This window comes from Chryseobacterium sp. GTID13, from assembly GCF_056172655.1.
Genome location: NZ_JAOCMB010000002.1, coordinates 930,346 through 953,192, shown reverse-complemented (window position 1 = coordinate 953,192; position 22,847 = coordinate 930,346). Strand labels below are relative to the sequence as shown.

Sequence of the window (22,847 nt, the reverse complement as noted above, 5' to 3'; positions counted from 1 at the left end):
TTCTTTGCTATCTTAAATCCAGCGAAAGAAAATAAATCTTTGCGTTAAAAAAATTTCCGAAGATTCAGCTGTATTGCAGATTTTCTATTTTATTTATTCAGACTTTACGATTTCCGTTCTCTCTGAAATTCCATTCGCATTGAAAGCTTCGATCTGGAAATAGTAAGCATCAGTTCTGTCTGCACCGGTGAAGAAATACTCATTTTTTCCATACACCATAATGCTTCCGTATAATTTATCCGGAGATTTGCCCCAATAGATCACATATCCGTCAGCATCCTGGTTCTGCTGCCATTTCATCCAGATACTTCTTCTTTCCCCATATTTTTTAGGATCAGCCCTTAAAGGAACAAATCCTTCCACTTTCTTTGGTTTTTCTCCTGCTCCTTTCCCAAATACCCTGAAACCGCTCAGTGCAAATTTTCCGGTAGGCATTTTCAGATTTTCCATTTTCAGGAAACGGGCTTTGGCTGGTTTTTCCAGTTCAACATAATCATGGGGAACGTCTTTGGTATTTTTGCTTTTATCAACAATTACTGTCCATTTTTTTCCGTCATTTGAACCATAGATCTTGTACTGATGCATTTTACCCAAGGTTTTACCCATAAATTCCGCATCCTGATCAGCATAATTAATCTGAATAGCATTGATAGTGGAAACCTCCCCAAGATCCGTCTGGAACCACTCCCCTGAATTGCCTGTTTTTGCACTCCAATAGGTTTTAATATCTTCATCTACCGCTAGGTTTGGCTGGTAGCCTCCCAGTGTAGAGGAAACCTGAACAGGCTTGTTATAATTTAACAGCATCCAGCCTGCAAAAAGGCCTTTCGAGAAATCTTTTCCCTGCGCATACTGCGGAAGTAAAGTCGGATAATCTCCGTAGGCCGTATTGGTATACATCACATCATCTTTATCAAATCCTGCCGGCCAGATCCCAAGCCTTCTTTCAAAATTGTTTTTAGTGGAAATGAAGATGGTTGAAACATGCCACCAGTTTTTGTAATTGTCTTCAAAAGTGGCCCCGTGTCCTGCTCCTCTTGCAAAACCTCCGGGTTTATAGGAAAAAGGATTGTGCTGCTGATATTCAAAACCTTCCAAAGGATTTTTGCTGACATACACTCCATCAGAATATCCGCTGAATTCAGTGGCGGGAGCTCCGTACTGCATATAATATTTTCCGTTGTGCTTGGTCATCCATGCCCCTTCTACAAACGGCTGGAGAAAAACATTATCATTGTATTCCCCGAACCTTTCCCAACCGTGGTCTTCAGGCTTTAGCTTTATAATAGGCTTTACGAAACCTTCTGACTGCAGGTTTTTAACCTTCACTTCAGTTCCCAGCAATGGCCATTCATTACTGGATCCCCAGTACAGATACAATTTATTTTTATCCTCATCATAATGGAATGCAGGATCCCATGCGCCGACTTTTAAAGTATCCACCGCTATTTTCCAGTCGTCTTTGGTAGGATTGGTACTTTTCCAGATCGGAAAATCCTGTTCCCAGGTAGATCCGTAAACGTAAAGAGTATCTTTCATGGCCCAGACTGCCGGAGCATTCAGGTCATGGATGTATTTATTGTCTCTCAGGAATTTTCTTTTCACAAACTTCCAGTCCAGCATATCATCGCTGTACCAGTATCCTTCCTGATTGGTGGAAAAAAGAAAGAGTTTATTTTTAAAATTAACGATTACGGGATCAGCCGTAGCGCGGTGTTTCCCTTGTTTTGAAAACACTTCGAAAGGCGTATAGCCGTAATCAATATTAATAGGGTTACAAAATGTTTTCTGCTGGGCACCAACGCATATTCCCAGCAAAACAGCGAATGTTAAAAAGTACTGCTGTATCTTCATAGTTTTTGCTTAAGTCACAAATTTAGGCAACTTTTTTGTCTTTTGTCTCAAATTGAAGAAATGAAACCTCTCAAAAAAATTCCGGCCCTGTTCCAGGGCCGGAATTCTAATCCAAATAAATGGATAAATATTATTTTTTCGGAAGGAAAACTTCTGCAAGCATACATCTTGCACTTCCACCTCCATTCACTTCAATGGTATTCAGGTCTGAATAGATGATCTCACAGTATTTTTCTATCGCGGCAACCTGCTCCGGACTTAGAGATTGGTAAGCAGTCTGGCTCATCACCAGGAATTTCTGGCCTTCTTTATTCTGAACCTGAAGCATGTTTCCGGCAAACTGCTGCATCTGCTCTTCTGAAATTTCAACGATTTCTTTTCCGGAATTTTTGATGGTTTCAATTACTTTTTCTCTTTCCAGCTCATCATCAATACAATCCAGGCAGATTACCACAAACTTATCTGCCACACACATCATCACATTGGTATGATAAATGGGAAGCCTTTCTGTGCCTACTGTCTGATAAGAATGGAAAACGATCGGTGTAAAACCATATTTTTTGCAAAATTCCCTGAATAAATTTTCGTCAAGTCTTAAAGAAACAGAACCATAAGCAATCTTATTGTCGTGGTCAAAGATCATACTTCCGGTTCCTTCCAGGAAATGCCCCTGAGTTTCAGAAAATGACCAGTCATCGATTTCAGCCACTTCAAATCCCTGGTTTTCGATGCTTTCAATAATATCCTCTCTTCTTTCCACTCTTCTGTTGGAAGCGAACATCGGGTATAAAACCACTTTTCCGTCTTTATGGAAGCTTACCCAGTTATTCGGGAAAATGGAATCCGGCGTATGCGGATCCAGCGTATCTTTTATAGTGATGACATTCACGCCTTTGCTTCTGAGTTTTCCAACAAAGGTGTTGAATTCTGCCAAAGCTTTCGACTGGATGTCGGAACCTGTCTGTTCTACCTGAAAATAATTGTTTTCTGCCGTTTCTGCATTATAACCGAATGCAACCGGCTCTATCATAAGTACTGTATCTGTTGTCTGCATTTTTTAGATTTAAAAATTAAAAGATTGAAAGATTAAAAGATTGGGTAATTACCGAATCAGCAAATCATCTCATTTCCACATCAATTTACTCCCTCACAAGCGGCATTGTAGAGCATCTCAACAAACCGCCCATTTTAGAGATTTCGCGATAAGGAATTTCTTCTACGGTCATTCCCCATTCGTTTCTCAGGTGGTTATTCATTCTTGTAAATGTTTTGTCTGACACTACTACTTCAGGGGAAATAGAGAAAATATTCGGGAACATTTCAAACATTTCTTCATCATTAAGATGGAAACAGTTTTCTTCACCGAAAATATCCACGATCAGGCGATAATCGCTTTCGTCTACAAATCCGTTTTTATAAATCAGGCATTTATCCTTTCCTACCGGATTGAAAGTACAGTCCAGATGCAGGATACCTTCGAACGGAACCTTATCATTCTTTTTTAATTCAAGATCGATAATTCTTTTCTTCGGAAAATATTCTTTCAGAATTTCAATGGCGTATTCGTTGGTTCTTGCTGTTTTATAGTTTCTGTAATCTTCGCTGAAGCATGTCCCAATGAAAAGGAAGTCGTCCCATACGATCACATCCCCGCCTTCAATATGGGCAGTTTCCGGAAGGTTGATGATTTTTCTCCATGCTACTTTTTCAAAAACTTTTTTATATGCATCCTGTTCATCGGCCCTGTCTGCGATTACATTTGAAATGATCATTTTATCGTCAATCACAAAAGCGACATCTCTTGAAAAAACCTGGTTATAATCTTTGATGATGCTTGGCCGAAGCACTTCTACGTCATATTTTTTCAATACCGCTTCAAAGGCATTCATTTCGTTGATAATATCCTCTTCTTTAGGATACATGTTGTGTTCGATGGAGTAATACGATTTGGCATCGTAGCTTTCCTCAAGTGTTGGGACGGGACCCATTGAATTAGGCTGGCCTAAAACAACTGATTTCAGCCTGCCCGTTTCGTTTTTAATGTTTAGTTTCATAAAGATTTATGCAATACTACAAATATAAGTAAAGGTCTCTATCTGGAAAACTTTTGCTTTGTTTTATGCATAAATTTGACTTTTAAGGATGTTTATTTTCAACCCTTGGCTCTATATTTCAGGATGAAATTTTATTTTTAGCCATATAAACACATTAAATTTCCTTTATTATCTATTTACAACTAACTATTTTTCATCTACATAAGTCATAAAAAACATTCTGTTTTACAAAATAAATTCATACCTTAGTGATATAATTTATTTAAATTATAAAACTAAACTTATTATTAACACCAAAAAATCAAAATCATGAACAAGAAAAATCCAGTGCTTAAAAATGCACAAAAACTAGGAAGAAACGAGCAAAAATCAATCGTAGGAGGTGTTGGCCCAATTAAACCAAGATACTGCTGCGAATGGAACGATGACGGTAGCTGCAGAATCTGGACTTGCGGAAACTGCGTTTGCCCATAACCAACAAACTACTGAACCTGCTTTTGAAAAGCAGGTTTTCTTTTTATCGGGTCCTGCTTTCCTCTTCTGTTCTCTGAATTTCACGGGTCTGGTATTTCGAACTTCCAAAACTGTATCCTACCGAAAAGATCAGACGGCTGCTGTCCCACCAATGGGTAAAACGGTTGTCCATGATTTGCTTATGCCTGAATTCCAGCCTCTGATCATAAGAATCAAAAATATTATTGTAGCTGATCTTTGTATTCAGGGCGTTCCCGAACCAGGATTTCTGTACGGATAGATCAACGGTATATCTTGGCTTTATAATATACAGGCTGTTTCCGGTTCTGGACTCATAATTGGCAAACAAATTAACAGTATATCCTTTCGGCAAAGTAAATGTCTGGCTGGCCCTGACCTCATAGTTATAAATTTTCAGCGCATAAACATCACCGAGATAAGGTCTGAATTCATCATTGTAGTATCCGTTAATCTGCGTGGTAATATTCCACCATTTTGTAATTTTCACCGGGAAACTGGTTTCTATTGAAGCGAATTTCCGGTAAGGGAGGTTGGTTCCCAGATATTCCAGAACATTCGTTTCGGGGTTGTAAAGCGGATATCGGGTCATTACATCTTCTTCTTTTCCAACAATAAGGCTGGTTATCCAGTTCTTATACCTGTAAGTAAGTTTGAACTGGCTGGTGAAAGAGGGCTGAAGATAAGGATTGCCAATCCAGTAATTCAGCGGACTGAAATAAAACCGGAACGGATTGAGCTGTGAAAATACAGGTCTTGTAATTTTTCTGCTGTACGAAAATGATAATTCATTTGAAGGATCGAACGGGTATGATGCGCTGAAAGAAGGCAGCCATTCCAGATAATTTCTTGCCACCACGGAATCTTTGGTAACGGCATCTGAAATACTTTCAGTATTCTCTAGTCTTAGCCCTGCTTTTACCTGCAGCTTTCCAAACTTCCGGCCGTATGAAATATAACCTGCTGCTATTTTTTCTTTGTATGAAAACCTGTTGCTCCGTTCAGGATCGTAAATAAAATGGTTGCTGGCAGAGAGTGTATCGTACCGGATATTATTATTGGTATCGGAGCGGCTGTATTTTAATCCTGCTTCCAGGTCTGCATTTCCAATTTTTTGAGAGATATCGATCTGCGCAGTCTGGATCTCAATTTTATTAAGCAGATCTGACTTCCAGTAAGATAAGAGTTGAGATGTTGGTTGATCCCTGTTTATAAAATCATCTTTCTGCTTGTTTTTGACAGAGAGATAGTTTCCTAAAAAACTGAGATTAAAACCCTTATTCCGGAATGCATAGTCAACTGTCAATCCATAATTTTCTTGGGAATATTCTGTAGGATTTTTACTTTCCGTATTAAAGACAAGCTGTGTTTCATCTTTATTGGTGGTATAAAGGGATCCTGAGCGAATCCGTTCATTATCCCGGAAATTCCCTCTCACATTAACGCTCAGCCTGTTTTTATCGTTCAGCCTAAAATCAGCTCCTCCTGTCAGGCTGTATACTTTCCCTTCATCTTCCTGATAGGTATCGGTCCGCATAATGTTCGTATTAGCAAGCTTTTGTAATGCATGATAGCGATAGGTAGAAATACCGTTGTTATAACCGGTTTGCAGACTATATGCTACTTTTTCGGTGTTATAGGAAAGATTTAAAGCATTTTCCCTGTAGCTGAATCTGTTGGTATGTATGCTTCCATTATAGTTCCCTTTCCAGCCGAGGTTGCTGTTCTTTTTCAACCGGATGTCAATGATTCCTTTAAATTCAGCATCATATTTTGAAGAAGGATTGGCATTCACCTCCAGCGATTCTACCATATCCGGGGATAATGATCTCAGATAGGCCTGTAATTCAAGGCTGCTCATGGTAACAGGTCTTCCATCAATAAATACTGCGGGACTTATCCTTCCACCCATCAAAATACCGCCTTCCTGATCTACAGAAATTCCGGGTATCTTCCTTAAAACTTCCAGAAGATTGGCAGAAGTTTTAAAGTCTTTATTCCCCGAAACACTCATGACAATATTTCCATCACTGAGTTTCATACTTTTGGTAGGTGAACGGATCACAACCTCGGAAATATTTTCTGCAACAGGCTTTAATTCAACCAAAATAAGGCTTTCTATTTTATCCAGCTCCTTTCGATCATATTCTTTTTTCTCAACAATAAAAACTGATCCGGCCGGTATATTCACGAACTGAAAAGAACCTAAGGAATCAGTCAGAGTTTTTTGAATGATCTGCCGGCCCGGCTTATTATCCAGTAAAGAAATTTCAGCTCCTGCTAAAGCTTTTTTGTCTCCGAATCTATTACTTTTCCCTGAATCTGCTGCTGCCCTTCCATGAAACAGGACATTAATAAAAGAAACAGGAAAACCCAAAACTTGATCATCATAAATTTTAAATTTTATGAGACCAAAAGTATTGGACTGTATGAAAAATCAGGTTCTGAAGTTTAAATTCCGCAGTACGAAATTATAATTCTGAACTCTGGAACCGTACTTCAGAAGGGATTTGGGATTGCCTGTACAAAAGCGGTGTTGTATTTTTAATTTTTTTGAAGGTAGAAAAAAATGTAGATTTCGAATTAAAGCCAACCTCATATCCGATCTCCTCAATTTTGAGAAAAGAACCTTCTTCTATTTTCTGACAGGCTTCATTGATTCTGTACTCATTGATATAGGTGGAAAAGTTTTTACCTAAGTTATCATTCAGCAGTTGGGAAAGCTGATGGGCAGACATGTTCATTTTAACTGCAAGATCATTTAACTTCAGGTTCGGATTCTTGTACAATTCTTCCGAATTCATCAGCCTTTCAAGTTTTGAGGCAAAACTGTCTGCAAGCTCTCCCGCAATCTTTTTATTGGTATATTTAGGGATGTCCTTTACAGAATCCTGACCATATTTTTTGCTGAAGAGAATTAAAAAATTGGCATACAATACAAATGAAAATACAAGACTTCCGCCTGCACAATACACCTTTACCCAACCTGTAGAAATTAGTTGATATACCATGAAAATGATCACGTTACTGATCAGTACGGGAAAGATAAACTTATTTGGATTTCCCTCTGCCTGTTTTGAAGAAATATAATACTGATACACTGCAAGCAGTACAAATACAGACCAAACGGTATAAATAAAGGTCCCGAAATATTTTTCCCAGGTAACCGGAAAGAACAGATAGAGTAAACCAAATCCGCCAAGAACCAATGTCAATGCACCAAAAGATGTTCTGCATTGTTTTAAATCAAATTCTTCTTTCTGGAATGATGACCGGATGTAGAAATATAATGCAGGTCCCGTAAAAAATAGCGCCGACATCCCGAGGTGCGGAATGATTCGCGGCCAGTCCGGATAGAAATAAATACAAACTGAAATCCCAACTCTGATGCTTAAGGTTAATAAAATCAAGCCTAAAAAGAAGTCCGGGATATATTTGAGCTTTTTACAAACAGAAGATAAATCCCAAGCAGCAGCCCATTAAAGGCTCCTACCGTACTAAAGAAAAATAACATCTGCTGTCCGAAAGTCATAGTATTGACTGCTATTAAGTTAGGAAAGTAAATTTAATAAAATTATTGTTTTCAGATTCATATTCTATAATAAAAGATTACCCCTTTAATTTTTTGTATTTTAGACTATTATTTAATTCAATGAAAAAGTCTGACAAATCACTTTATAGTATCTGTATTGCCTCAATAAAAAGGAAAACGATTAAACCGTATGATTTTAGATGGACTCAATTATATGATTCTGATTCAAGATTATTATTTCAAAATTTCCCAATTGAATTTGCAGAACAAGAATTAATTATTTGTTCTACGATCATTGATCCGGACAATTACAGTATTTTAACGACAAGAAAACTTTTTACAAATAATAATGGAAAGATAGAATCAGGAAGCTTGACCAATGCTAAAAACAAATGGTATGGAGAATTTAAAAGCAAAACAGATATGTATACTTTAGGAGAAGTTGAATTGTATACAGGTGAAAAATTAAAATATTTTGTAGAAACCGGCAAGGCATCAATGATTATGATTAATGGTGTAAAAACTTTAGTAGACATAACTAAAGAAGATTAATCTCAAAGTACATAAAAATAAAAATCCCAAAGCAAGCTTTGGGATTTTGTGTATGATAAAAACAGAATATTATCTGTTTGTAATATCAATGTAATCTCTTTTCTGAGCGCCTTGGTAAACCTGTCTTGGTCTTCCGATAGGGTCTCCTTTCAGTCTCATTTCTTTCCATTGAGAAATCCATCCCGGAAGTCTTCCTAATGCAAACATTACCGTGAACATTTCTGTAGGAATTCCTAATGCTCTGTAGATAATACCAGAATAGAAATCTACGTTTGGATATAGCTTTCTTTCTACGAAGTATTCGTCTTCAAGCGCTACTTTTTCTAACTGCATAGCAACATCAAGAGCTTTATCCTGGATCCCTAATGCGTTAAGGATATCATCAGCTGCTTTCTTAATGATCTTCGCTCTTGGGTCAAAGTTTTTGTATACTCTGTGTCCGAAGCCCATTAAACGGAAGCTGTCATTTTTATCTTTAGCTTTTGCTACCCATTTATTAACATCTCCTCCATCTTTTTCAATCAGCTCAAGCATCTCGATCACAGCCTGGTTAGCACCACCGTGAAGCGGGCCCCAAAGTGCAGAAACACCTGCAGAAATAGAAGCGAAAAGACCTGTATGGGCAGAACCTACCATTCTTACAGTAGAAGTAGAACAGTTTTGTTCGTGGTCAGCGTGAAGGATTAATAATTTATCTAAGGCATCTACAACTACCGGATTCACTTCGAATTCTTCATTTGGTAATCTGAATGCCATTTTGTAGAAGTTTTCTACGTAGTTAAGGCTGTTGTCTCCGTGGTTAAGCGGAAGGCCTTGTGTTTTTCTGTAGGTCCATGCGCAAAGGTGAGAGAATTTAGCAATCATTAATTCTGCTGCATGGTCCATTTCTTCTTTAGAGTTTACGTTAACAGCTTTAGGATTGAAAGCAGTTAAAGCGGAAGTTAAAGAAGATAAAACTCCCATAGGGTGAGCAGAACGAGGGAAAACATCAATGATCTTTTTCATCTCATCTGCTATAAAGTTATATTTTTTAATGTTGTTGTTGAAAGAACTGAATTGGTCCTGAGTAGGCAATTCACCATGTAGTAAAAGGTACATTACTTCTGTGAAGTTGGATTTCTCAGCAATCTGCTCGATTGGATAACCTCTGTAGAATAATTCTCCTTTATCTCCGTCTAAGTAAGTGATGTCGCTAATGGTAGCTCCAGTATTTTTGTACCCTAAATCCAGAGTGATTAAACCTGTCTGGTCTCTTAATTTTGAAATATCAATTCCTCTGTCTCCGATAGTACTATCCACGATTGGATATTCATATGAATTACCGTCGTAATTCAATATTACTTTGTTGTCTGACATTATTTATTTTTTTTCTAAATATACTACTTATTACAAAATACGGCAAACAAAAATTATCGCTTGCCGTTATTTATAATTTCAATTATCTTTTGATTTTAAATGCGTCTAAACCTGGGAAAAAAGCTGTATCACCCAACGCTTCTTCAATTCTTAACAGCTGGTTATATTTCGCCATTCTGTCTGATCTTGAAGCAGATCCTGTTTTGATCTGTCCGCAGTTCATTGCTACTGCCAGGTCAGCAATTGTAGAGTCTTCAGTTTCTCCTGATCTGTGAGACATTACTGAAGTGAATTTGTTATTCTGAGCCATCTGTACAGCATCCATTGTTTCAGAAAGAGAACCGATCTGGTTTACTTTTACAAGGATTGAATTGGCGATACCCTCTTTTACTCCTCTTGAAAGTCTTTCAACGTTGGTTACGAATAAATCGTCCCCTACAAGCTGTACTCTGTCACCAATTTTATCGGTAAGCATTTTCCAGCCTTCCCAGTCGTTTTCCTGCATTCCGTCTTCGATGGAAATGATTGGATATTTAGCTGCTAATTCAGCAAGGTAAGAAACCTGCTCGCTGCTGGAAAACTGAGCTGCATCCGGAGTCTGGAATTTTCTGTAATCGTAGATTCCGTCTTTGTAAAATTCAGAAGCGGCACAGTCAAGAGCCAGCATAATATCATCACCAGGTTTGTATCCTGCTTTTTCAATAGCCTGAAGTAAGGTATCCAAAGCATCTTCCGTTCCTTTGAAAGTAGGTGCAAAACCTCCTTCATCCCCTACTGCCGTAGAAAGTCCTCTTGAGTGAAGAATAGATTTAAGGTTATGGAAAATTTCAGTTCCTTTTCTCAAAGCATGAGAGAAAGAATCTGCTTTTACCGGCATGATCATAAATTCCTGGAATGCAATAGGCGCATCAGAGTGAGATCCTCCGTTAATTACATTCATCATAGGAACAGGAAGTGTATTGGCGTTAACACCACCCACATATTTGTATAAAGGCATTCCCAATTCAGCTGCTGCTGCTCTGGCTACAGCTAAAGAAACCCCCAAAATTGCATTAGCACCAAGATTTCCTTTGTTTGGAGTTCCATCTAGATCGATCATAATCTGATCAATAAAGTTCTGCTCAAAAATAGGCTGGCCGATTAAGTTTTCTGCAATTATTTCTTTTACATTTTCAACAGCTTTCAGGACCCCTTTCCCCATATAATCGGAACCACCGTCACGTAATTCCACTGCTTCATGTTCACCCGTAGATGCTCCTGAGGGAACAGCAGCACGCCCCATGGCTCCGCTTTCTGTAAATACATCTACTTCAATGGTAGGATTACCTCTGGAATCCAAAATTTGTCTTGCTTCTATGAAAGAAATTGCACTCATATTGTTTAGTTTTAAACCTTCTGCAAAAGCTTCAGGCTGTTTTATTAATAATTATACTTGATCACAAATTTAATGAAAAAACTAACCTGATGAAAAAACTGGGCTTTAATATTTGGTAATAAATAAAAATTTTTCGGTGTTTTTTATGACATTGAAGAATTCTAGTTTAATTTTCAATTTAAATGGTATTTTACCTGGCTAAACCATCACTTTTCTTACGATTTACAGCAAATATTTACATCAATTTTTATAGTTCAGACTTTTATATTGTAGTTTTAAAAACAATCTGAGTTCCGGGACCATCTTTTAAGATATGACACTCCCCTTTCTGTTCCTCCATTCTTCTTTTCATATTCCGAAGGCCGTTTCCTTCGGGATGCTCTTCCGGAATACCATCACCGTCATCAGAAATTTTCATCGTAAAAACATTTCCCTCCTGCAAAAACGAAAGATTTAGTTTATTTGCGTGACTATGTTTATAAACATTATTAACAGCTTCTTTGAGGCATAAAAACATATTCCGTCTCAATTCTGTGGAAATTGGATTTTCAGATATAATATCTTCGCTTTCTGACCAGAATTTTATTTTCGTTTTCTTCAAAAAGTTACTCGTATACTGTATGGCGTAATCTACAAAACTTCCCAAGGTATCGTTTCCAGAGTTCAGACTCCAGAGCATTTCTCGCATTGAAAGGTTCATTTCTTCTGAGGTTTTAAGAAGTTCATCTATATCATTTTGCAGGTCATCATCTTCTGCTTTTTGCTTTAAAAATTCTGCCTGCAATTTTAGTGCTGAAATCCCTGCCCCAAGGTCATCATGCATATCGTGGGAAATACGTTCACGTTCTTGTTCTAAGAGCTTTTGTTTTTCGAGCTCTTTTTGTAGGAGCTGATTTTGGTGTTCGGCTTCTTTGAGCTGTTGTTCTTTAAGATACAGAAGCTGTCTTTTATTGTACATAAGGACCACAAAAACAATAAAGCAGACAAACAGCATCATTATTGAAATTGCAATAATGTAAGCCAATTTTATATCATCCTGAATATGGGTCATGGTTTCAGTTGCTTTTCATATTTTATTAATGAGATATAAAACATAATATACATTACTATGTTGATAATATTCTGTCCAATCTTTAAAAATTCAAGAAATTCATTGTCATTTTTAGCAAAGAAAAACATTGGGGTAACTCTAAAAATAAAAAAACAGCTCCACATTAATAACCCCGTGGAAATCCAGAAAACAGGATCATCCGTCATTTTGTTTTCGTCAAAAAAAGAGATTTTCTGATAAAACCATAGCATAGAGTTAATGATGTAAAATAATGTAATTAATATCCCTATCCGCTTATCAAAATCACTATTAGAAAAATTTGTGAAAAGAAAAATATAACCTAATGATAAAATTGCTGATAATAAAGAAATTTTCTGTAAAACATTTTTAAATACAAAAGAATAAAAAAAATAAAAAAATACTACACAGAATATAAAATACAAATTATATTGAAGCCCTACTTTAACATCAGAATCAATTTGATTTCTTATAAACGCAACGCATTCATTGGCAAAAGTTACTAAAAGATATATAAAAATATAATTTTGGGCAGAAAAAAATATTTTCTACCCAAATAAAAGGATTTTATTAAAGGAAAAAATAATACGATCTTGTAAATAATTCCTACTAACATATTTATGGTTTTAAGTCTCCGGCATCGTAATAAAAATCAATAATGTCACTTGGCAAACTTTTTTCGCGGTAATTGCATTAAAATTAGTTTTTACGGCAAATGAAATTCGGGATTCACGGTTTTTAAGATAATCTACTTTAGTTCCATCTTTTCTTATAAAATCTTTAAAAAGGATATAATCAAACTGCAGATCTAAAATTTTATATCCTAAGCCTGAAATCAATTTTGTAATATTTAAGTAATTATTAATATCGTCAACTTTGTAAAGAATCATATCGCACGGATCATTTTTACTAACAGGATCAACCAATGTACTTTTAAAGCTATCAAATTCTTTTTTTGGGCTTTAAATTTAGTAGAATCCAATACAAACTTATTTCCTGACAAGACATAAAAGACATCTTTTTTATTTTGCAAGCTGTCCTCTGACATGGCCAACCCCAAGTTTAGAGATTTATCAGTATTTAAAAGAAAGAAAAATTTTGCATATGTTTTTTTATCTTGATTTACAATTTTTTCAAAATCAGAATAATCCAAACTAATTTCAGGTTTAGTATTAGCCATTTTAACTTTAAAATTTGCCTTACCATGTTCAACCTCTTCGGTAGTAATCCTAAACAAAAATTCAGGACGCATATGTACTTGAGCTGCAGTTACACCGCTTTCATCGTCAACAGATGGTGATTCTACCTTATCTTTACAGTTTATTACTGATAAAAATACTATTAAGTACCAAAATAGTTGTTTTTTTAAAATTGTTCTCATACTTTCTTAGTTTTTAAAATGGTTAAATTTATTGATTGCCTCTACTTTATTGCTGACATGCAGCTTTCGGTAGATGTTTCCAACATGTTTTTTTACGGTATCAATGCTGATGAATTTTTTATCGGCAATTTCTTTATAGAGGAGTCCCTGTGAAAGAAGTTCGAGAATTTCTTTTTCCCTGTCGGTGAGTTCATCAAAACCTTTGATTTCTGGAAGTTTTTTTCAAAATGGCTTAAAACTTTCCGGGCAATGGAAAGGCTCATAGGTGCTCCGCCATTGTATACATCACGGATGGAAGAAAGAATCTTGTCCATACTTTCCCCTTTGATGAGATATCCCATAGCGCCTGCTTTTAAGGAATTGAATATTTTCTCGTCGTCTTCAAAGCTGGTACACATGATGAACTGTGTTTCAGGCATTTCTTTCCTGAGCTTTTCAATAATTTCAATACCCAGCATGTCCTGCAGCTGAATATCCATCATCACTACATCCGGGGAAGTATCGGGTAGGTTTTTCAGGGCTTCGTTCCCATCAAAGAACTGGGCAACTACTTTCATGTCATCCTGATAATTGATAACTTTCTTCAACGCATTGTTGTAGTTCTTTTCGTCTTCTACTATGGCGATGGAAATGCTCATTGTTTTTTGTTTAAGACAAATTTCAGCAGAAAACAAGACGGAATCAATTACACTTTTGTGTAATTTAGGGGCTTGAGTTCAGGGTTATTGGTTTGTTTTTTGTTTCTATTAATTTACTTAAATTTTTGTTACCATAAAACAACAATTATATCCCATCTATTAAAAAATAAATATCATGAGAAAAAGCCTTTTAATCGCCATTTCAGCTGGGGCATTACTGCTAACAAGCTGCAAAAAAAGCGAAAGCGGAAACAAAAACATTATCCAAACCGACAGTTCAGAAACTGTAATTACAGATAACAATGGAAAAATTGATTCTGTGACCCAAAGTTCTTCAACCACTGAAGTGAATGGCCAGAAGACAGAAAAAACTGATTTTGTTTACAAAGCCACAGACGGATCGTTAGTAAAAGTAGTATTCAAAAATGATCCTAAGGAAAGTAATGTTGCCATTACGAGCAATAAAAAAACATTTACATTGCCTAAAACGGAAACAAAAGATGGTGAAATTATTTATAAAAAAGATGATATGACTGCAAGGGTAAAAGGAGACAGCCTGCATCTGGAACAAGGGAATAATGTGATCGAACTGAAGAGAACGAAGATTTAGACCGGTTTTCCGGTTTCGGGATCCGAATTTAATTCGGAGCTGTGATAATAAAAAAGCCATCCAAAATTTGGATGGCTTTTCATTTATATCTGAATGAATATTATTCTTCAGTTTTCTCTTCAGCAGAGTCAGCTGCTGCAGCCTTAGGCTCTTCAGCTTTCTCTTCTGCTTTTGGAGCTTCAGCAACTACTGTTTCAGCTTTTTTAGCAGTTGTAGATCTTCTGCTTCTTCTTGTAGCTTTTTTCTCCTCTGCATTCGGGTTGTAAAGCTCGTTGAAATCTACCAATTCGATAAGAGCAGTATCAGCAGCATCACCTGGTCTGAATCCTGTCTTGATGATTCTTGTATAACCACCGTTTCTTTCAGCGATTTTTGGAGCTACAGTTCTGAATAATTCAGCAACCGCAAATTTATTTTGAAGGTAAGAGAATACTATTCTTCTGTTGTGTGTAGTATCTTCTTTTGCTTTTGTTAATAGAGGCTCAACATATACTCTTAAAGCTTTAGCTTTAGCTACAGTAGTGTTGATTCTTTTATGCTCAATTAGAGAACAAGCCATATTAGAAAGTAAAGCACTTCTGTGAGAAGCTGTTCTTCCTAAGTGATTGAATTTTTTACCGTGTCTCATTATTAATTATTTATCAGCGTCTAACTTATATTTTGCAACGTCGAAACCGAAGTTAAGACCTTTTGAATGCACTAATTCTTCTAGTTCTGTCAAAGATTTTTTACCAAAATTTCTGAATTTCATCAAATCAGACTTACTGTAAGAAACCAGTTCTCCAAGAGTTTCTACTTCAGCTGCTTTCAGACAGTTAAGGGCTCTTACGGAAAGATCCATATCTGCTAATTTAGACTTAAGTAGTTGTCTTGTGTGAAGAGTTTCCTCGTCATATTGGATAGATGCTTTTACAGCTTCAGTTTCAAGAGTGATTCTCTCATCGGAGAATAACATGAAGTGATAAATTAATATCTTGGAAGCTTCAGTTAAAGCATTTTGAGGACTGATGGAACCATCAGTTTCTATATCTAATACAAGTTTTTCGTAGTCTGTTTTTTGCTCTACACGATAATTTTCAATGCTGTATTGTACTTTCTTAATTGGCGTGAAAATAGAGTCGATAGCAATAGTACCTACCGGTGCATTGTTTGACTTATTCTGTTCTGAAGGAACATACCCTCTTCCTTTTTCAATGTTGAAAGTAATTTCGAAAGTTACATCACTGTTTAGGTTACAGATCAAAAGATCCGGGTTCAGCACCTCAAATCCGTTGATAGATTTACCTAAATCACCAGCAGTAATAACCGTCTGGCCCGAAACTTTAGCAACTACCTGCTCGTTGGCCTGTCCTTCTGCTGAAGCTTTTAGTCTTACCTGCTTAAGGTTAAGAATAATTTCGGTAACATCTTCGATTACTCCTGGAATGGTTGAAAATTCGTGCTCTACACCTTCTATTTTGATAGATGAAATAGCATATCCTTCCAGAGAAGAAAGCAACACTCTTCTCAAAGCATTACCGATTGTAAGCCCGAAACCTGGTTCTAGAGGTCTGAATTCGAATTGACCTTTAAATTCATCAGAGTTAAGTAAAATTACTTTATCGGGTTTTATGAATTGTAAAATTGCCATATTATTGGGTTGAGCAAAAATTTGATTAAAAAATTATTTAGAGTAAAGTTCGACGATAAGCTGTTCCTTGATTTCCTCCGGAATCTGGATTCTGTCAGGAGCAGAAACGAAAGTACCTTCTTTCTTCTCATCGTTGAATTGTAACCACTCATAATTTGCTTTAGAAGCTAATGCGTTGGTAACCACTTCAAGAGACTTAGACTTTTCTCTTACAGCGATTACATCACCAGCTTTAAGCAAATAAGATGGAATGTTTACCAGTTCTCCGTTCACAGTGATGTGTCTGTGAGAAACAAGTTGTCTAGCAGCAGATCTTGTTTTAGCGAAACCTAATCTGTATACTACGTTATCCAATCTAGATTCGCAAAGTTGTAATAGTACTTCACCGGTTACTCCTTTGCTTCTGTGTGCTTTTTCAAATAAGTTAGCAAACTGTCTTTCTAAAATACCGTAAGTATATTTAGCTTTTTGTTTTTCAGCTAGCTGAATTGCATATTCTGATTTCTTAGCACCTCTTCTTTTGTTAGGACCGTGTTGTCCTGGCGGTTGGTTTTTTCTTTTCTCGAAGTTTTTGTCATCTCCGTAGATTGCAGCACCAAACTTTCTAGCAATCTTAGTTTTAGGTCCAATATATCTTGCCATAATGGGTAAATTCTAAAAATTAAACTCTTCTTCTTTTTGGTGGTCTACAACCGTTGTGTGGCATAGGAGTCACATCTACGATTTCGCTAACTTCAATTCCTGAATTGTGGATAGTTCTGATTGCAGATTCTCTACCTGCACCAGGACCTTTCACATACACCTTCACTCTTCTTAATCCAGCTTCGTGAGCTACAGCAGAGCAATTTTCAGCTGCCATTTGAGCAGCAAATGGAGTATTCTTTTTAGAACCTCTGAAACCCATTTTACCGGCAGACGCCCAAGAGATAACTTCTCCGTTTTTATTTGTTAAAGAAATGATGATGTTATTGAAAGAAGCCTGAATGTGTGCTTCACCAATAGCTTCAACTTTTACTTTTCTTTTTTTAACTACTTTAGTTTGTTTTGCCATAATTCCTAACGATTATTTACTTGCCTTTTTCTTGTTAGCAACAGTTTTTCTCTTTCCTTTACGGGTTCTAGAGTTGTTTTTCGTTCTCTGGCCTCTTAAAGGTAGTCCTAGTCTGTGACGTATTCCTCGTTGGCATCCTATGTCCATCAATCTCTTGATGTTCAATTGCACTTCAGATCTTAATTCTCCTTCTACTTTTACGTTCTCAGAGATATATGTTCTGATTGCAGCCAATTCATCGTCATTCCATTCGTTGACTTTCTTGTCTTCGCTGATACCGGCAGCTTTAAGGATTTCGGAAGAAGTACTTCTTCCAACTCCGTAGATGTAAGTTAAACCGATAACACCTCTTTTGTTTTTTGGTAAATCAATACCTGCAATTCTCGCCATAATTTAATGTTAGCCTTGTCTTTGTTTAAATTTTGGGTTCTTCTTGTTGATTACGAACAGTACACCTTTTCTGCGTACGATCTTGCAATCAGCACTTCTTTTTTAATTGATGCTCTAACTTTCATTTGAAATATTTATTTTTTTTACTGACCAATGGAACCTTGCGGCTTCATTGTGATAGTATTTATTTTCAACAAGAGCCAAACGGAACATACATTCCATTTGGCGTTTGTTTTAATATCTAAATGTGATTCTCCCCTTGGTTAAATCATAGGGAGACATTTCTAGTTTTACCTTGTCTCCAGGTAAAAGTTTAATATAATGCATTCTCATTTTACCTGAAATATGAGCAATAAGTATATGCCCATTCTCCAGCTCTACACGGAACTGGGCGTTCGAAAGTGCTTCCGTTATAACGCCGTCTTGTTCAATATGTTTTTGTTTTGCCATAAATTAATATCCAGTCGTTCTTGACAATTTAGACTGCATTAAGCCATCATAATGATGGTTCAGCAGATATGTATTAATCTGTTGAACGGTATCTAAAATTACGCCCACCATAATCAATAATGATGTTCCCCCGAAAAATAGGGCAAACGCATCTGTCTGAACAAAGCTTCCATGCACTATTGCTGGAAGGACTGCAAAGATAGACAAAAATATTGCACCTGGCAAGGTAATTTTTGATAAAATATCATCTAAATAATCAGCTGTCTCTTTACCGGGTCTTACTTTCGGTACTAAACCTCCGTTTCTCTTCAAATCATCAGCCATTTGGTTTACCGGAATTGTAATTGCAGTATAGAAAAATGAGAAGATAATAATTAATAGCGCGAACAATACGTTGTACTGCCAGCTAAAAACATTCTTGAAACCTGCAAGAAAAGTATTGGACTCATCGAATTTGGTCAATAATCCTGGTACGAACATCAATGCCTGAGCAAAGATAATCGGCATTACACCAGCAGCATTTACCTTCAATGGAATCCATTGTCTTGCTCCCTGCATAAGATTTCTGTTTACACCTCCTCTTGCTTGAGCTCTGCTTACATACTGAATAGGGATTTTTCTTACAGCTACAGATAATACTACAGCCAAAAGAACTACCAGCATCCAGAATATTACTTCAATAAGGATCATGATAGATCCCATTCCTCCTTTTCCGTTCTGCACTGCCATTTCCTGTACGAATGCTTCAGGTAATCTTGAAAGGATCCCCACCATAATCAGGATAGAGATACCGTTCCCGATACCTTTGTCGGTGATTTTCTCACCCAACCACATTGCGAATACTGAACCGGCAACCAGGATAACAATACTTGGAAGCCAGAACATGATGGAATTCGGCTCTACATAATATGCAGATGAGAACTGAGCATATGGTAAGAATAATTGAGTAATTGAAGTTAAATAAGAAGGTGCCTGTACTAAACAAACTCCGATAGTTAACCATCTTGTAATTTGATTCAATGTATTTCTACCTGACTCTCCATCCTTCTGAAGTTTCTGAAGATAAGGAATAGCCATCCCCATCAACTGAACAATAATAGAAGCAGAAATATAAGGCATGATTCCCAACGCCATTACGGAAGCGTGGCTGAAAGCTCCCCCGTAAACGACGAAAGCAAGCCAAGGAGACCTGCTCCTTGCTTGTTACCGCCTTGATTTTTATAATGCTCTAAGAGATCTCCCACTTCTGCAAGGTTAATTGCGGGAAGTGAGATATAAGATGCGAATCTATACACAAGGATAATACCTAACGTAAAGAGAATTTTATCTCTTAATTCCTTTAGGCTCCAAATATTTTTAAGGGTTTGTATAAATTCTTTCATTAGTAAGTATTATAAGGTAATTGCTTTTCCACCTGCTTTAGCAATAAGCTCTTCAGCAGATTTAGTGAACTTGTCAGCAGAGATTGAAACCGCAGATTTCAATTCTCCTCTACCCATAATTTTCACTAATTCGTTTTTAGAAACTAAACCGTTTTCTACTAAAACTTCTTTCGTGATATCTCCGGTGATGGATTTGTTCTCGATTAATGTTTGGATAGTATCAAGGTTTACTCCTCTAAACTCTTTTCTGTTTACGTTTTTGAAACCAAATTTAGGTAATCTCCTTTGTAAAGGCATTTGTCCACCTTCGAAACCGATTTTCTGAGAATAACCAGCTCTAGCTTTCTGACCTTTATGTCCTTTCGTAGCAGTACCTCCTTTTCCTGTACCTTGTCCTCTACCAATTCTTTTTGAATTGAAAGTAGAACCTGCAGCAGGCTTTATATTGTTTAAATTCATTTTTTTATTGATTTAAAGATTAAATAATTTAAAGATTAAAAAATTCCGGCTAAGATAGAAAGAAAATTTTAATCTTTTAATCTTTGAATTTTTAATTATTTCTGAACTTCAAGTAAGTGACTAACTGCAGCTATCATCCCTAAAATGGAAGGTGTAGCTTCATGCTCTACAACTTGGTGAAGTTTCTTAAATCCTAATGCTTCAAGCGTTCTCTTTTGGGTTTTTGTTCTTCCAATAGCGCTTCTTACTTGTTTTACTTTAATTGTTGCCATTGTTCTAATATTAACCGTTAAACACTTTACTTAGAGAAACTCCTCTCATTCTAGCGATCTCTTCAGGTCTTCTGATATCCAATAACGCTTTGAAAGTAGCTTTCACCACGTTGTGAGGGTTAGAAGATCCTTTAGATTTTGAAAGGATATCATGAATACCAGCAGACTCAAGTACCGCTCTTACCGCACCACCGGCGATAAGTCCTGTACCGTGAGAAGCAGGTCTTAAGAAGATATCTGCACCACCGTATCTAGCAGTAGTTTGGTGAGGAATGGTGTGGTTCATTACAGGAACTTTCACAAGGTTTTTCTTAGCATCTTCAACAGCTTTAGCGATTGCAGAAGCTACTTCTTTAGATTTTCCAAGACCGTGACCGATTACTCCGTCTTCGTTACCTACTACTACGATAGCAGAAAATCCGAAAGCTCTACCTCCTTTGGTTACTTTTGTTACTCTGTTAACAGCTACGAGACGATCTTTTAATTCTAATCCTCCCGGTTTTACTCTTTCTATATTATCTAGTCCTAACATATTTTCCGAAATTTTTATGATTAGAATTTAAGTCCACCTTCTCTAGCACCGTCAGCAAGAGCTTTCACTCTACCGTGGTACACGAATCCGTTTCTGTCAAATACAATACTTTCGATTCCTGCAGCGATAGCTTTAGCAGCGATAGCTTTACCTACAGCAGCAGAAACTTCAGTCTTGGTACCATTAGCGTCAACACCTTTTTCTCTTGAAGAAGCGGAAACTAAAGTTGTACCATTTTTATCATCGATTAACTGAGCGTAAATTTCCTTATTACTTTTGTATACAGATAATCTTGGCAATTCAGAAGATCCAGAGATTTTCCCTCTTACTCTTCTTTTGATTCTTATTCTTTTTTCTAATTTACTTAATGCCATAATACTTATAATTTATTAAGCAGATTTACCAGCTTTACGTCTAACAATTTCTCCTACGAATCTTACACCTTTTCCTTTGTATGGCTCAGGCTTTCTGAAAGAACGGATCTTTGCAGCTACCATTCCTAGAAGTTGGTTGTCGTGAGACGTTAAAGTAATAATTGGGTTTTTACCTTTTTCAGTCAATGTATCTACTTTTACTTCGCTTGGAAGCTCTAATACGATACCGTGAGAGAATCCTAAAGCTAACTCAAGTTTTTGACCTGCGTGTGAAGCTCTGTATCCTACTCCTACTAGTTCCAGTTTCTTTTCGAAACCTGTATTAACACCAGTGATCATGTTGTTGATCAACGCTCTGTAAAGACCGTGAAGTGCTTTGTGTTGTTTAGAATCAGATGGTCTGTTAACGTTAAGTTCGCCATCTTTTTGTTCTAAAGTAATTCCTGCCGTAAGTTCCTGAGAAAGTTCTCCTTTAGGTCCTTTTACAGTTACAACACCGTTATTTTCAGTGATCGTAACTCCAGCTGGAATTGTTATAATTGCTTTACCAATTCTTGACATTTTCCTCTGATTAAAAATTAATAAACATAGCAGATTACTTCACCGCCTACTTTTTCTTCTCTAGCTTTCTTGTCAGTCATTACTCCTTTAGAAGTAGAGATAACAGCTATACCTAACCCGTTCAGTACTCTTGGAAGTTCAGCAGAACCTTTGTACTGTCTCAAACCTGGTCTAGAAGCTCTTTGAATAGACTTGATAGCCGGTTTGTTAGTTTGCTTGTCATACTTTAAAGCGATTTTGATCGTACCTTGAACAGCGTTATCTTCAAACTTGTAGTTTAAGATATACCCTTGATCAAATAAGATCTTAGTAATCTCCTTTTTGATTTTCGATGCAGGAATTTCCACCACTTTGTGGCCTGCGCTTTGTGCGTTCCTTACTCTTGTTAGGAAATCTGAAATTGGATCTGTTACCATTTTTCTATTTTAAAATTATTGGTTAAAGACAATCAGTATTGCAAAGACTTGAAGAATAAAATATCAGACTTCAGAATTTCTTAGGTCTGATATTTTTGATCTTTAGTATCTGAACAACTTAATTGTCCCGATTAATTAGTAATTATTACCAACTGGCTTTTCTTACTCCCGGGATAAGACCGTTGTTTGCCATTTCTCTGAAAGTTACTCTGGAAATACCAAACGTTCTCATGTATCCTCTAGGTCTACCTGTTAGTTTACATCTGTTGTGTAATCTTACAGGAGAAGCATTTTTAGGTAATTTCTGAAGAGCTTCATAATCACCAGCTTCTTTTAAAGCTTTTCTTTTGTCAGCGTATTTAGCAACTAGTGCTTCTCTTTTGCGCTCACGCGCTTTCATTGATTCTTTAGCCATTT

27 protein-coding genes and 2 pseudogenes are annotated in these 22,847 nt (G+C 36.7%); 2 read left to right on the top strand and 27 right to left on the bottom strand.

The genetic code is table 11. The features are described from left to right. Positions 1–93 precede the first annotated feature (93 nt). The 5 genes from N4G44_RS04805 to N4G44_RS04785 all read right to left on the bottom strand — a co-directional run bounded on the left by N4G44_RS04805 (position 94) and on the right by N4G44_RS04785 (position 7,720). Positions 94–1,854: a discoidin domain-containing protein gene (locus N4G44_RS04805; protein WP_474924829.1), complete on the bottom strand. Its 1,761-nt coding sequence runs from the start codon at positions 1,852–1,854 to the stop codon at positions 94–96. Positions 1,855–1,984: 130 nt separating this feature from the next. Further along, positions 1,985–2,908 (bottom strand): citrulline utilization hydrolase CtlX, encoded by a 924-nt coding sequence (gene ctlX / locus N4G44_RS04800; RefSeq protein ID WP_474924828.1) that lies wholly within the window; start codon positions 2,906–2,908, stop codon positions 1,985–1,987. An 85-nt stretch (positions 2,909–2,993) separates the two neighbouring features. Then, complete coding sequence (locus tag N4G44_RS04795; protein ID WP_040993558.1) at positions 2,994–3,908, bottom strand: dimethylarginine dimethylaminohydrolase family protein; 915 nt, start codon at positions 3,906–3,908, stop codon at positions 2,994–2,996. 517 nt (positions 3,909–4,425) lie between these two features. Further along, positions 4,426–6,777 (bottom strand): TonB-dependent receptor domain-containing protein, encoded by a 2,352-nt coding sequence (locus N4G44_RS04790; RefSeq protein WP_474924827.1) that lies wholly within the window; start codon positions 6,775–6,777, stop codon positions 4,426–4,428. 94 nt (positions 6,778–6,871) lie between these two features. Continuing rightward, positions 6,872–7,720 carry a helix-turn-helix domain-containing protein gene (locus tag N4G44_RS04785; RefSeq protein WP_474924826.1) on the bottom strand — a complete coding sequence of 283 codons (849 nt, stop codon included), beginning with the start codon at positions 7,718–7,720 and terminating at the stop codon, positions 6,872–6,874. 332 nt (positions 7,721–8,052) lie between these two features. On the opposite strand from N4G44_RS04785, the gene N4G44_RS04780 reads away from it, so the two are divergent. Further along, entirely contained in the window at positions 8,053–8,484 is a 432-nt protein-coding gene (locus N4G44_RS04780) for a hypothetical protein (protein WP_474924825.1), read from the top strand. Between the two features lie 69 nt (positions 8,485–8,553). Here the strand turns inward: N4G44_RS04780 and N4G44_RS04775 are convergent, their stop codons facing one another. From N4G44_RS04775 to N4G44_RS04745, 7 genes are all read right to left on the bottom strand, one after another. Then, entirely contained in the window at positions 8,554–9,840 is a 1,287-nt protein-coding gene (locus N4G44_RS04775; RefSeq protein ID WP_474924824.1) for a citrate synthase, read from the bottom strand. Between the two features lie 82 nt (positions 9,841–9,922). Further along, the gene (eno, locus tag N4G44_RS04770) at positions 9,923–11,215 is read right to left on the bottom strand and encodes a phosphopyruvate hydratase (RefSeq protein WP_474924823.1); all 1,293 of its coding nucleotides are present in this window, start codon (positions 11,213–11,215) and stop codon (positions 9,923–9,925) included. Between the two features lie 262 nt (positions 11,216–11,477). Then, positions 11,478–12,266, bottom strand: a complete 789-nt coding sequence (locus N4G44_RS04765; RefSeq protein ID WP_474924822.1) for a sensor histidine kinase — start codon at positions 12,264–12,266, stop codon at positions 11,478–11,480. A gap of 644 nt (positions 12,267–12,910) precedes the next feature. After that, positions 12,911–13,174, bottom strand: coding sequence for a hypothetical protein (locus tag N4G44_RS04760; RefSeq protein WP_474924821.1), 264 nt, complete (start codon positions 13,172–13,174; stop codon positions 12,911–12,913). Further along, entirely contained in the window at positions 13,171–13,665 is a 495-nt protein-coding gene (locus N4G44_RS04755) for a hypothetical protein (RefSeq protein WP_474924820.1), read from the bottom strand. Before N4G44_RS04755 ends, N4G44_RS04760 begins: the two co-directional genes overlap by 4 nt. Positions 13,666–13,671: 6 nt before the next feature. Further along, a complete protein-coding gene (locus N4G44_RS04750) occupies positions 13,672–13,833 on the bottom strand; it encodes a response regulator transcription factor (RefSeq protein WP_474925051.1) in 162 nt (53 codons plus the stop codon). Next, on the bottom strand, positions 13,758–14,303 hold the full coding sequence (locus tag N4G44_RS04745; RefSeq protein ID WP_474924819.1) for a response regulator: 546 nt from the start codon (positions 14,301–14,303) through the stop codon (positions 13,758–13,760). Before N4G44_RS04745 ends, N4G44_RS04750 begins: the two co-directional genes overlap by 76 nt. A 175-nt stretch (positions 14,304–14,478) precedes the next feature. Here N4G44_RS04745 and N4G44_RS04740 point away from each other — a divergent pair, with 175 nt between their 5' ends. Next, positions 14,479–14,913 carry a hypothetical protein gene (locus tag N4G44_RS04740; RefSeq protein ID WP_474924818.1) on the top strand — a complete coding sequence of 145 codons (435 nt, stop codon included), beginning with the start codon at positions 14,479–14,481 and terminating at the stop codon, positions 14,911–14,913. 100 nt (positions 14,914–15,013) lie between these two features. Here N4G44_RS04740 and rplQ read toward each other — a convergent pair whose 3' ends face one another. The 15 genes and pseudogenes from rplQ to rpsN form a co-directional block, all read right to left on the bottom strand. Continuing rightward, a complete protein-coding gene (rplQ, locus tag N4G44_RS04735) occupies positions 15,014–15,541 on the bottom strand; it encodes a 50S ribosomal protein L17 (protein ID WP_474924817.1) in 528 nt (175 codons plus the stop codon). Positions 15,542–15,547: 6 nt separating this feature from the next. Beyond that, a complete protein-coding gene (locus N4G44_RS04730) occupies positions 15,548–16,543 on the bottom strand; it encodes a DNA-directed RNA polymerase subunit alpha (RefSeq protein WP_040993543.1) in 996 nt (331 codons plus the stop codon). A gap of 33 nt (positions 16,544–16,576) precedes the next feature. Then, a complete protein-coding gene (gene rpsD, locus N4G44_RS04725; protein ID WP_474924816.1) occupies positions 16,577–17,185 on the bottom strand; it encodes a 30S ribosomal protein S4 in 609 nt (202 codons plus the stop codon). Between the two features lie 19 nt (positions 17,186–17,204). Beyond that, positions 17,205–17,594: a 30S ribosomal protein S11 gene (gene rpsK, locus N4G44_RS04720; protein ID WP_040993541.1), complete on the bottom strand. Its 390-nt coding sequence runs from the start codon at positions 17,592–17,594 to the stop codon at positions 17,205–17,207. A 12-nt stretch (positions 17,595–17,606) separates the two neighbouring features. Further along, complete coding sequence (gene rpsM, locus N4G44_RS04715) at positions 17,607–17,984, bottom strand: 30S ribosomal protein S13 (RefSeq protein WP_002983260.1); 378 nt, start codon at positions 17,982–17,984, stop codon at positions 17,607–17,609. A 9-nt stretch (positions 17,985–17,993) separates the two neighbouring features. Continuing rightward, a pseudogene (gene rpmJ / locus N4G44_RS04710) lies at positions 17,994–18,109 on the bottom strand (50S ribosomal protein L36). Between the two features lie 109 nt (positions 18,110–18,218). After that, complete coding sequence (gene infA / locus N4G44_RS04705) at positions 18,219–18,434, bottom strand: translation initiation factor IF-1 (RefSeq protein WP_034684855.1); 216 nt, start codon at positions 18,432–18,434, stop codon at positions 18,219–18,221. Between the two features lie 3 nt (positions 18,435–18,437). Further along, positions 18,438–19,816 (bottom strand): annotated as a pseudogene (gene secY, locus N4G44_RS04700) (preprotein translocase subunit SecY). Positions 19,817–19,825: 9 nt separating this feature from the next. Beyond that, complete coding sequence (gene rplO, locus N4G44_RS04695; protein ID WP_040993538.1) at positions 19,826–20,275, bottom strand: 50S ribosomal protein L15; 450 nt, start codon at positions 20,273–20,275, stop codon at positions 19,826–19,828. Positions 20,276–20,370: 95 nt separating this feature from the next. After that, complete coding sequence (gene rpmD / locus N4G44_RS04690; protein WP_007839493.1) at positions 20,371–20,547, bottom strand: 50S ribosomal protein L30; 177 nt, start codon at positions 20,545–20,547, stop codon at positions 20,371–20,373. Positions 20,548–20,557: 10 nt separating this feature from the next. Then, positions 20,558–21,079, bottom strand: coding sequence for a 30S ribosomal protein S5 (gene rpsE / locus N4G44_RS04685; protein WP_034703137.1), 522 nt, complete (start codon positions 21,077–21,079; stop codon positions 20,558–20,560). Positions 21,080–21,099: 20 nt separating this feature from the next. After that, a complete protein-coding gene (gene rplR, locus N4G44_RS04680; RefSeq protein WP_034725976.1) occupies positions 21,100–21,453 on the bottom strand; it encodes a 50S ribosomal protein L18 in 354 nt (117 codons plus the stop codon). Between the two features lie 15 nt (positions 21,454–21,468). Further along, the gene (rplF, locus tag N4G44_RS04675) at positions 21,469–22,014 is read right to left on the bottom strand and encodes a 50S ribosomal protein L6 (RefSeq protein WP_474924815.1); all 546 of its coding nucleotides are present in this window, start codon (positions 22,012–22,014) and stop codon (positions 21,469–21,471) included. Between the two features lie 17 nt (positions 22,015–22,031). After that, positions 22,032–22,430 carry a 30S ribosomal protein S8 gene (rpsH, locus tag N4G44_RS04670; protein WP_040993536.1) on the bottom strand — a complete coding sequence of 133 codons (399 nt, stop codon included), beginning with the start codon at positions 22,428–22,430 and terminating at the stop codon, positions 22,032–22,034. A gap of 145 nt (positions 22,431–22,575) precedes the next feature. Beyond that, the gene (gene rpsN / locus N4G44_RS04665; RefSeq protein WP_040993535.1) at positions 22,576–22,845 is read right to left on the bottom strand and encodes a 30S ribosomal protein S14; all 270 of its coding nucleotides are present in this window, start codon (positions 22,843–22,845) and stop codon (positions 22,576–22,578) included. Positions 22,846–22,847: the final 2 nt, after the last annotated feature.

Bases quoted from the DNA above. Each gene is read 5' to 3' on its own strand.
- N4G44_RS04740 (WP_474924818.1), top strand. From the start codon at position 14,479: ATGAGAAAAAGCCTTTTAATCGCCATTTCAGCTGGGGCATTACTGCTA.
- rpmD (WP_007839493.1), bottom strand. From the start codon at position 20,547: ATGGCAACAATTAAAGTAAAACAAGTAAGAAGCGCTATTGGAAGAACA.
- rpsH (WP_040993536.1), bottom strand. From the start codon at position 22,430: ATGGTAACAGATCCAATTTCAGATTTCCTAACAAGAGTAAGGAACGCA.
- N4G44_RS04775 (WP_474924824.1), bottom strand. From the start codon at position 9,840: ATGTCAGACAACAAAGTAATATTGAATTACGACGGTAATTCATATGAA.
- rpsN (WP_040993535.1), bottom strand. From the start codon at position 22,845: ATGGCTAAAGAATCAATGAAAGCGCGTGAGCGCAAAAGAGAAGCACTA.
- infA (WP_034684855.1), bottom strand. From the start codon at position 18,434: ATGGCAAAACAAAAACATATTGAACAAGACGGCGTTATAACGGAAGCA.
- N4G44_RS04760 (WP_474924821.1), bottom strand. From the start codon at position 13,174: ATGATTCTTTACAAAGTTGACGATATTAATAATTACTTAAATATTACA.
- rpsD (WP_474924816.1), bottom strand. From the start codon at position 17,185: ATGGCAAGATATATTGGACCTAAAACTAAGATTGCTAGAAAGTTTGGT.
- eno (WP_474924823.1), bottom strand. From the start codon at position 11,215: ATGAGTGCAATTTCTTTCATAGAAGCAAGACAAATTTTGGATTCCAGA.
- rpsM (WP_002983260.1), bottom strand. From the start codon at position 17,984: ATGGCGAGAATTGCAGGTATTGATTTACCAAAAAACAAAAGAGGTGTT.
- rpsE (WP_034703137.1), bottom strand. From the start codon at position 21,079: ATGTTAGGACTAGATAATATAGAAAGAGTAAAACCGGGAGGATTAGAA.
- rplR (WP_034725976.1), bottom strand. From the start codon at position 21,453: ATGGCATTAAGTAAATTAGAAAAAAGAATAAGAATCAAAAGAAGAGTA.
- N4G44_RS04755 (WP_474924820.1), bottom strand. From the start codon at position 13,665: ATGAGAACAATTTTAAAAAAACAACTATTTTGGTACTTAATAGTATTT.
- N4G44_RS04795 (WP_040993558.1), bottom strand. From the start codon at position 3,908: ATGAAACTAAACATTAAAAACGAAACGGGCAGGCTGAAATCAGTTGTT.
- rplO (WP_040993538.1), bottom strand. From the start codon at position 20,275: ATGAATTTAAACAATATAAAGCCTGCTGCAGGTTCTACTTTCAATTCA.
- rpsK (WP_040993541.1), bottom strand. From the start codon at position 17,594: ATGGCAAAACAAACTAAAGTAGTTAAAAAAAGAAAAGTAAAAGTTGAA.
- rplQ (WP_474924817.1), bottom strand. From the start codon at position 15,541: ATGAGACACGGTAAAAAATTCAATCACTTAGGAAGAACAGCTTCTCAC.
- N4G44_RS04765 (WP_474924822.1), bottom strand. From the start codon at position 12,266: ATGACCCATATTCAGGATGATATAAAATTGGCTTACATTATTGCAATT.
- N4G44_RS04780 (WP_474924825.1), top strand. From the start codon at position 8,053: ATGAAAAAGTCTGACAAATCACTTTATAGTATCTGTATTGCCTCAATA.
- ctlX (WP_474924828.1), bottom strand. From the start codon at position 2,908: ATGCAGACAACAGATACAGTACTTATGATAGAGCCGGTTGCATTCGGT.
- N4G44_RS04730 (WP_040993543.1), bottom strand. From the start codon at position 16,543: ATGGCAATTTTACAATTCATAAAACCCGATAAAGTAATTTTACTTAAC.
- N4G44_RS04785 (WP_474924826.1), bottom strand. From the start codon at position 7,720: ATGTCGGCGCTATTTTTTACGGGACCTGCATTATATTTCTACATCCGG.
- N4G44_RS04745 (WP_474924819.1), bottom strand. From the start codon at position 14,303: ATGAGCATTTCCATCGCCATAGTAGAAGACGAAAAGAACTACAACAAT.
- N4G44_RS04805 (WP_474924829.1), bottom strand. From the start codon at position 1,854: ATGAAGATACAGCAGTACTTTTTAACATTCGCTGTTTTGCTGGGAATA.
- rplF (WP_474924815.1), bottom strand. From the start codon at position 22,014: ATGTCAAGAATTGGTAAAGCAATTATAACAATTCCAGCTGGAGTTACG.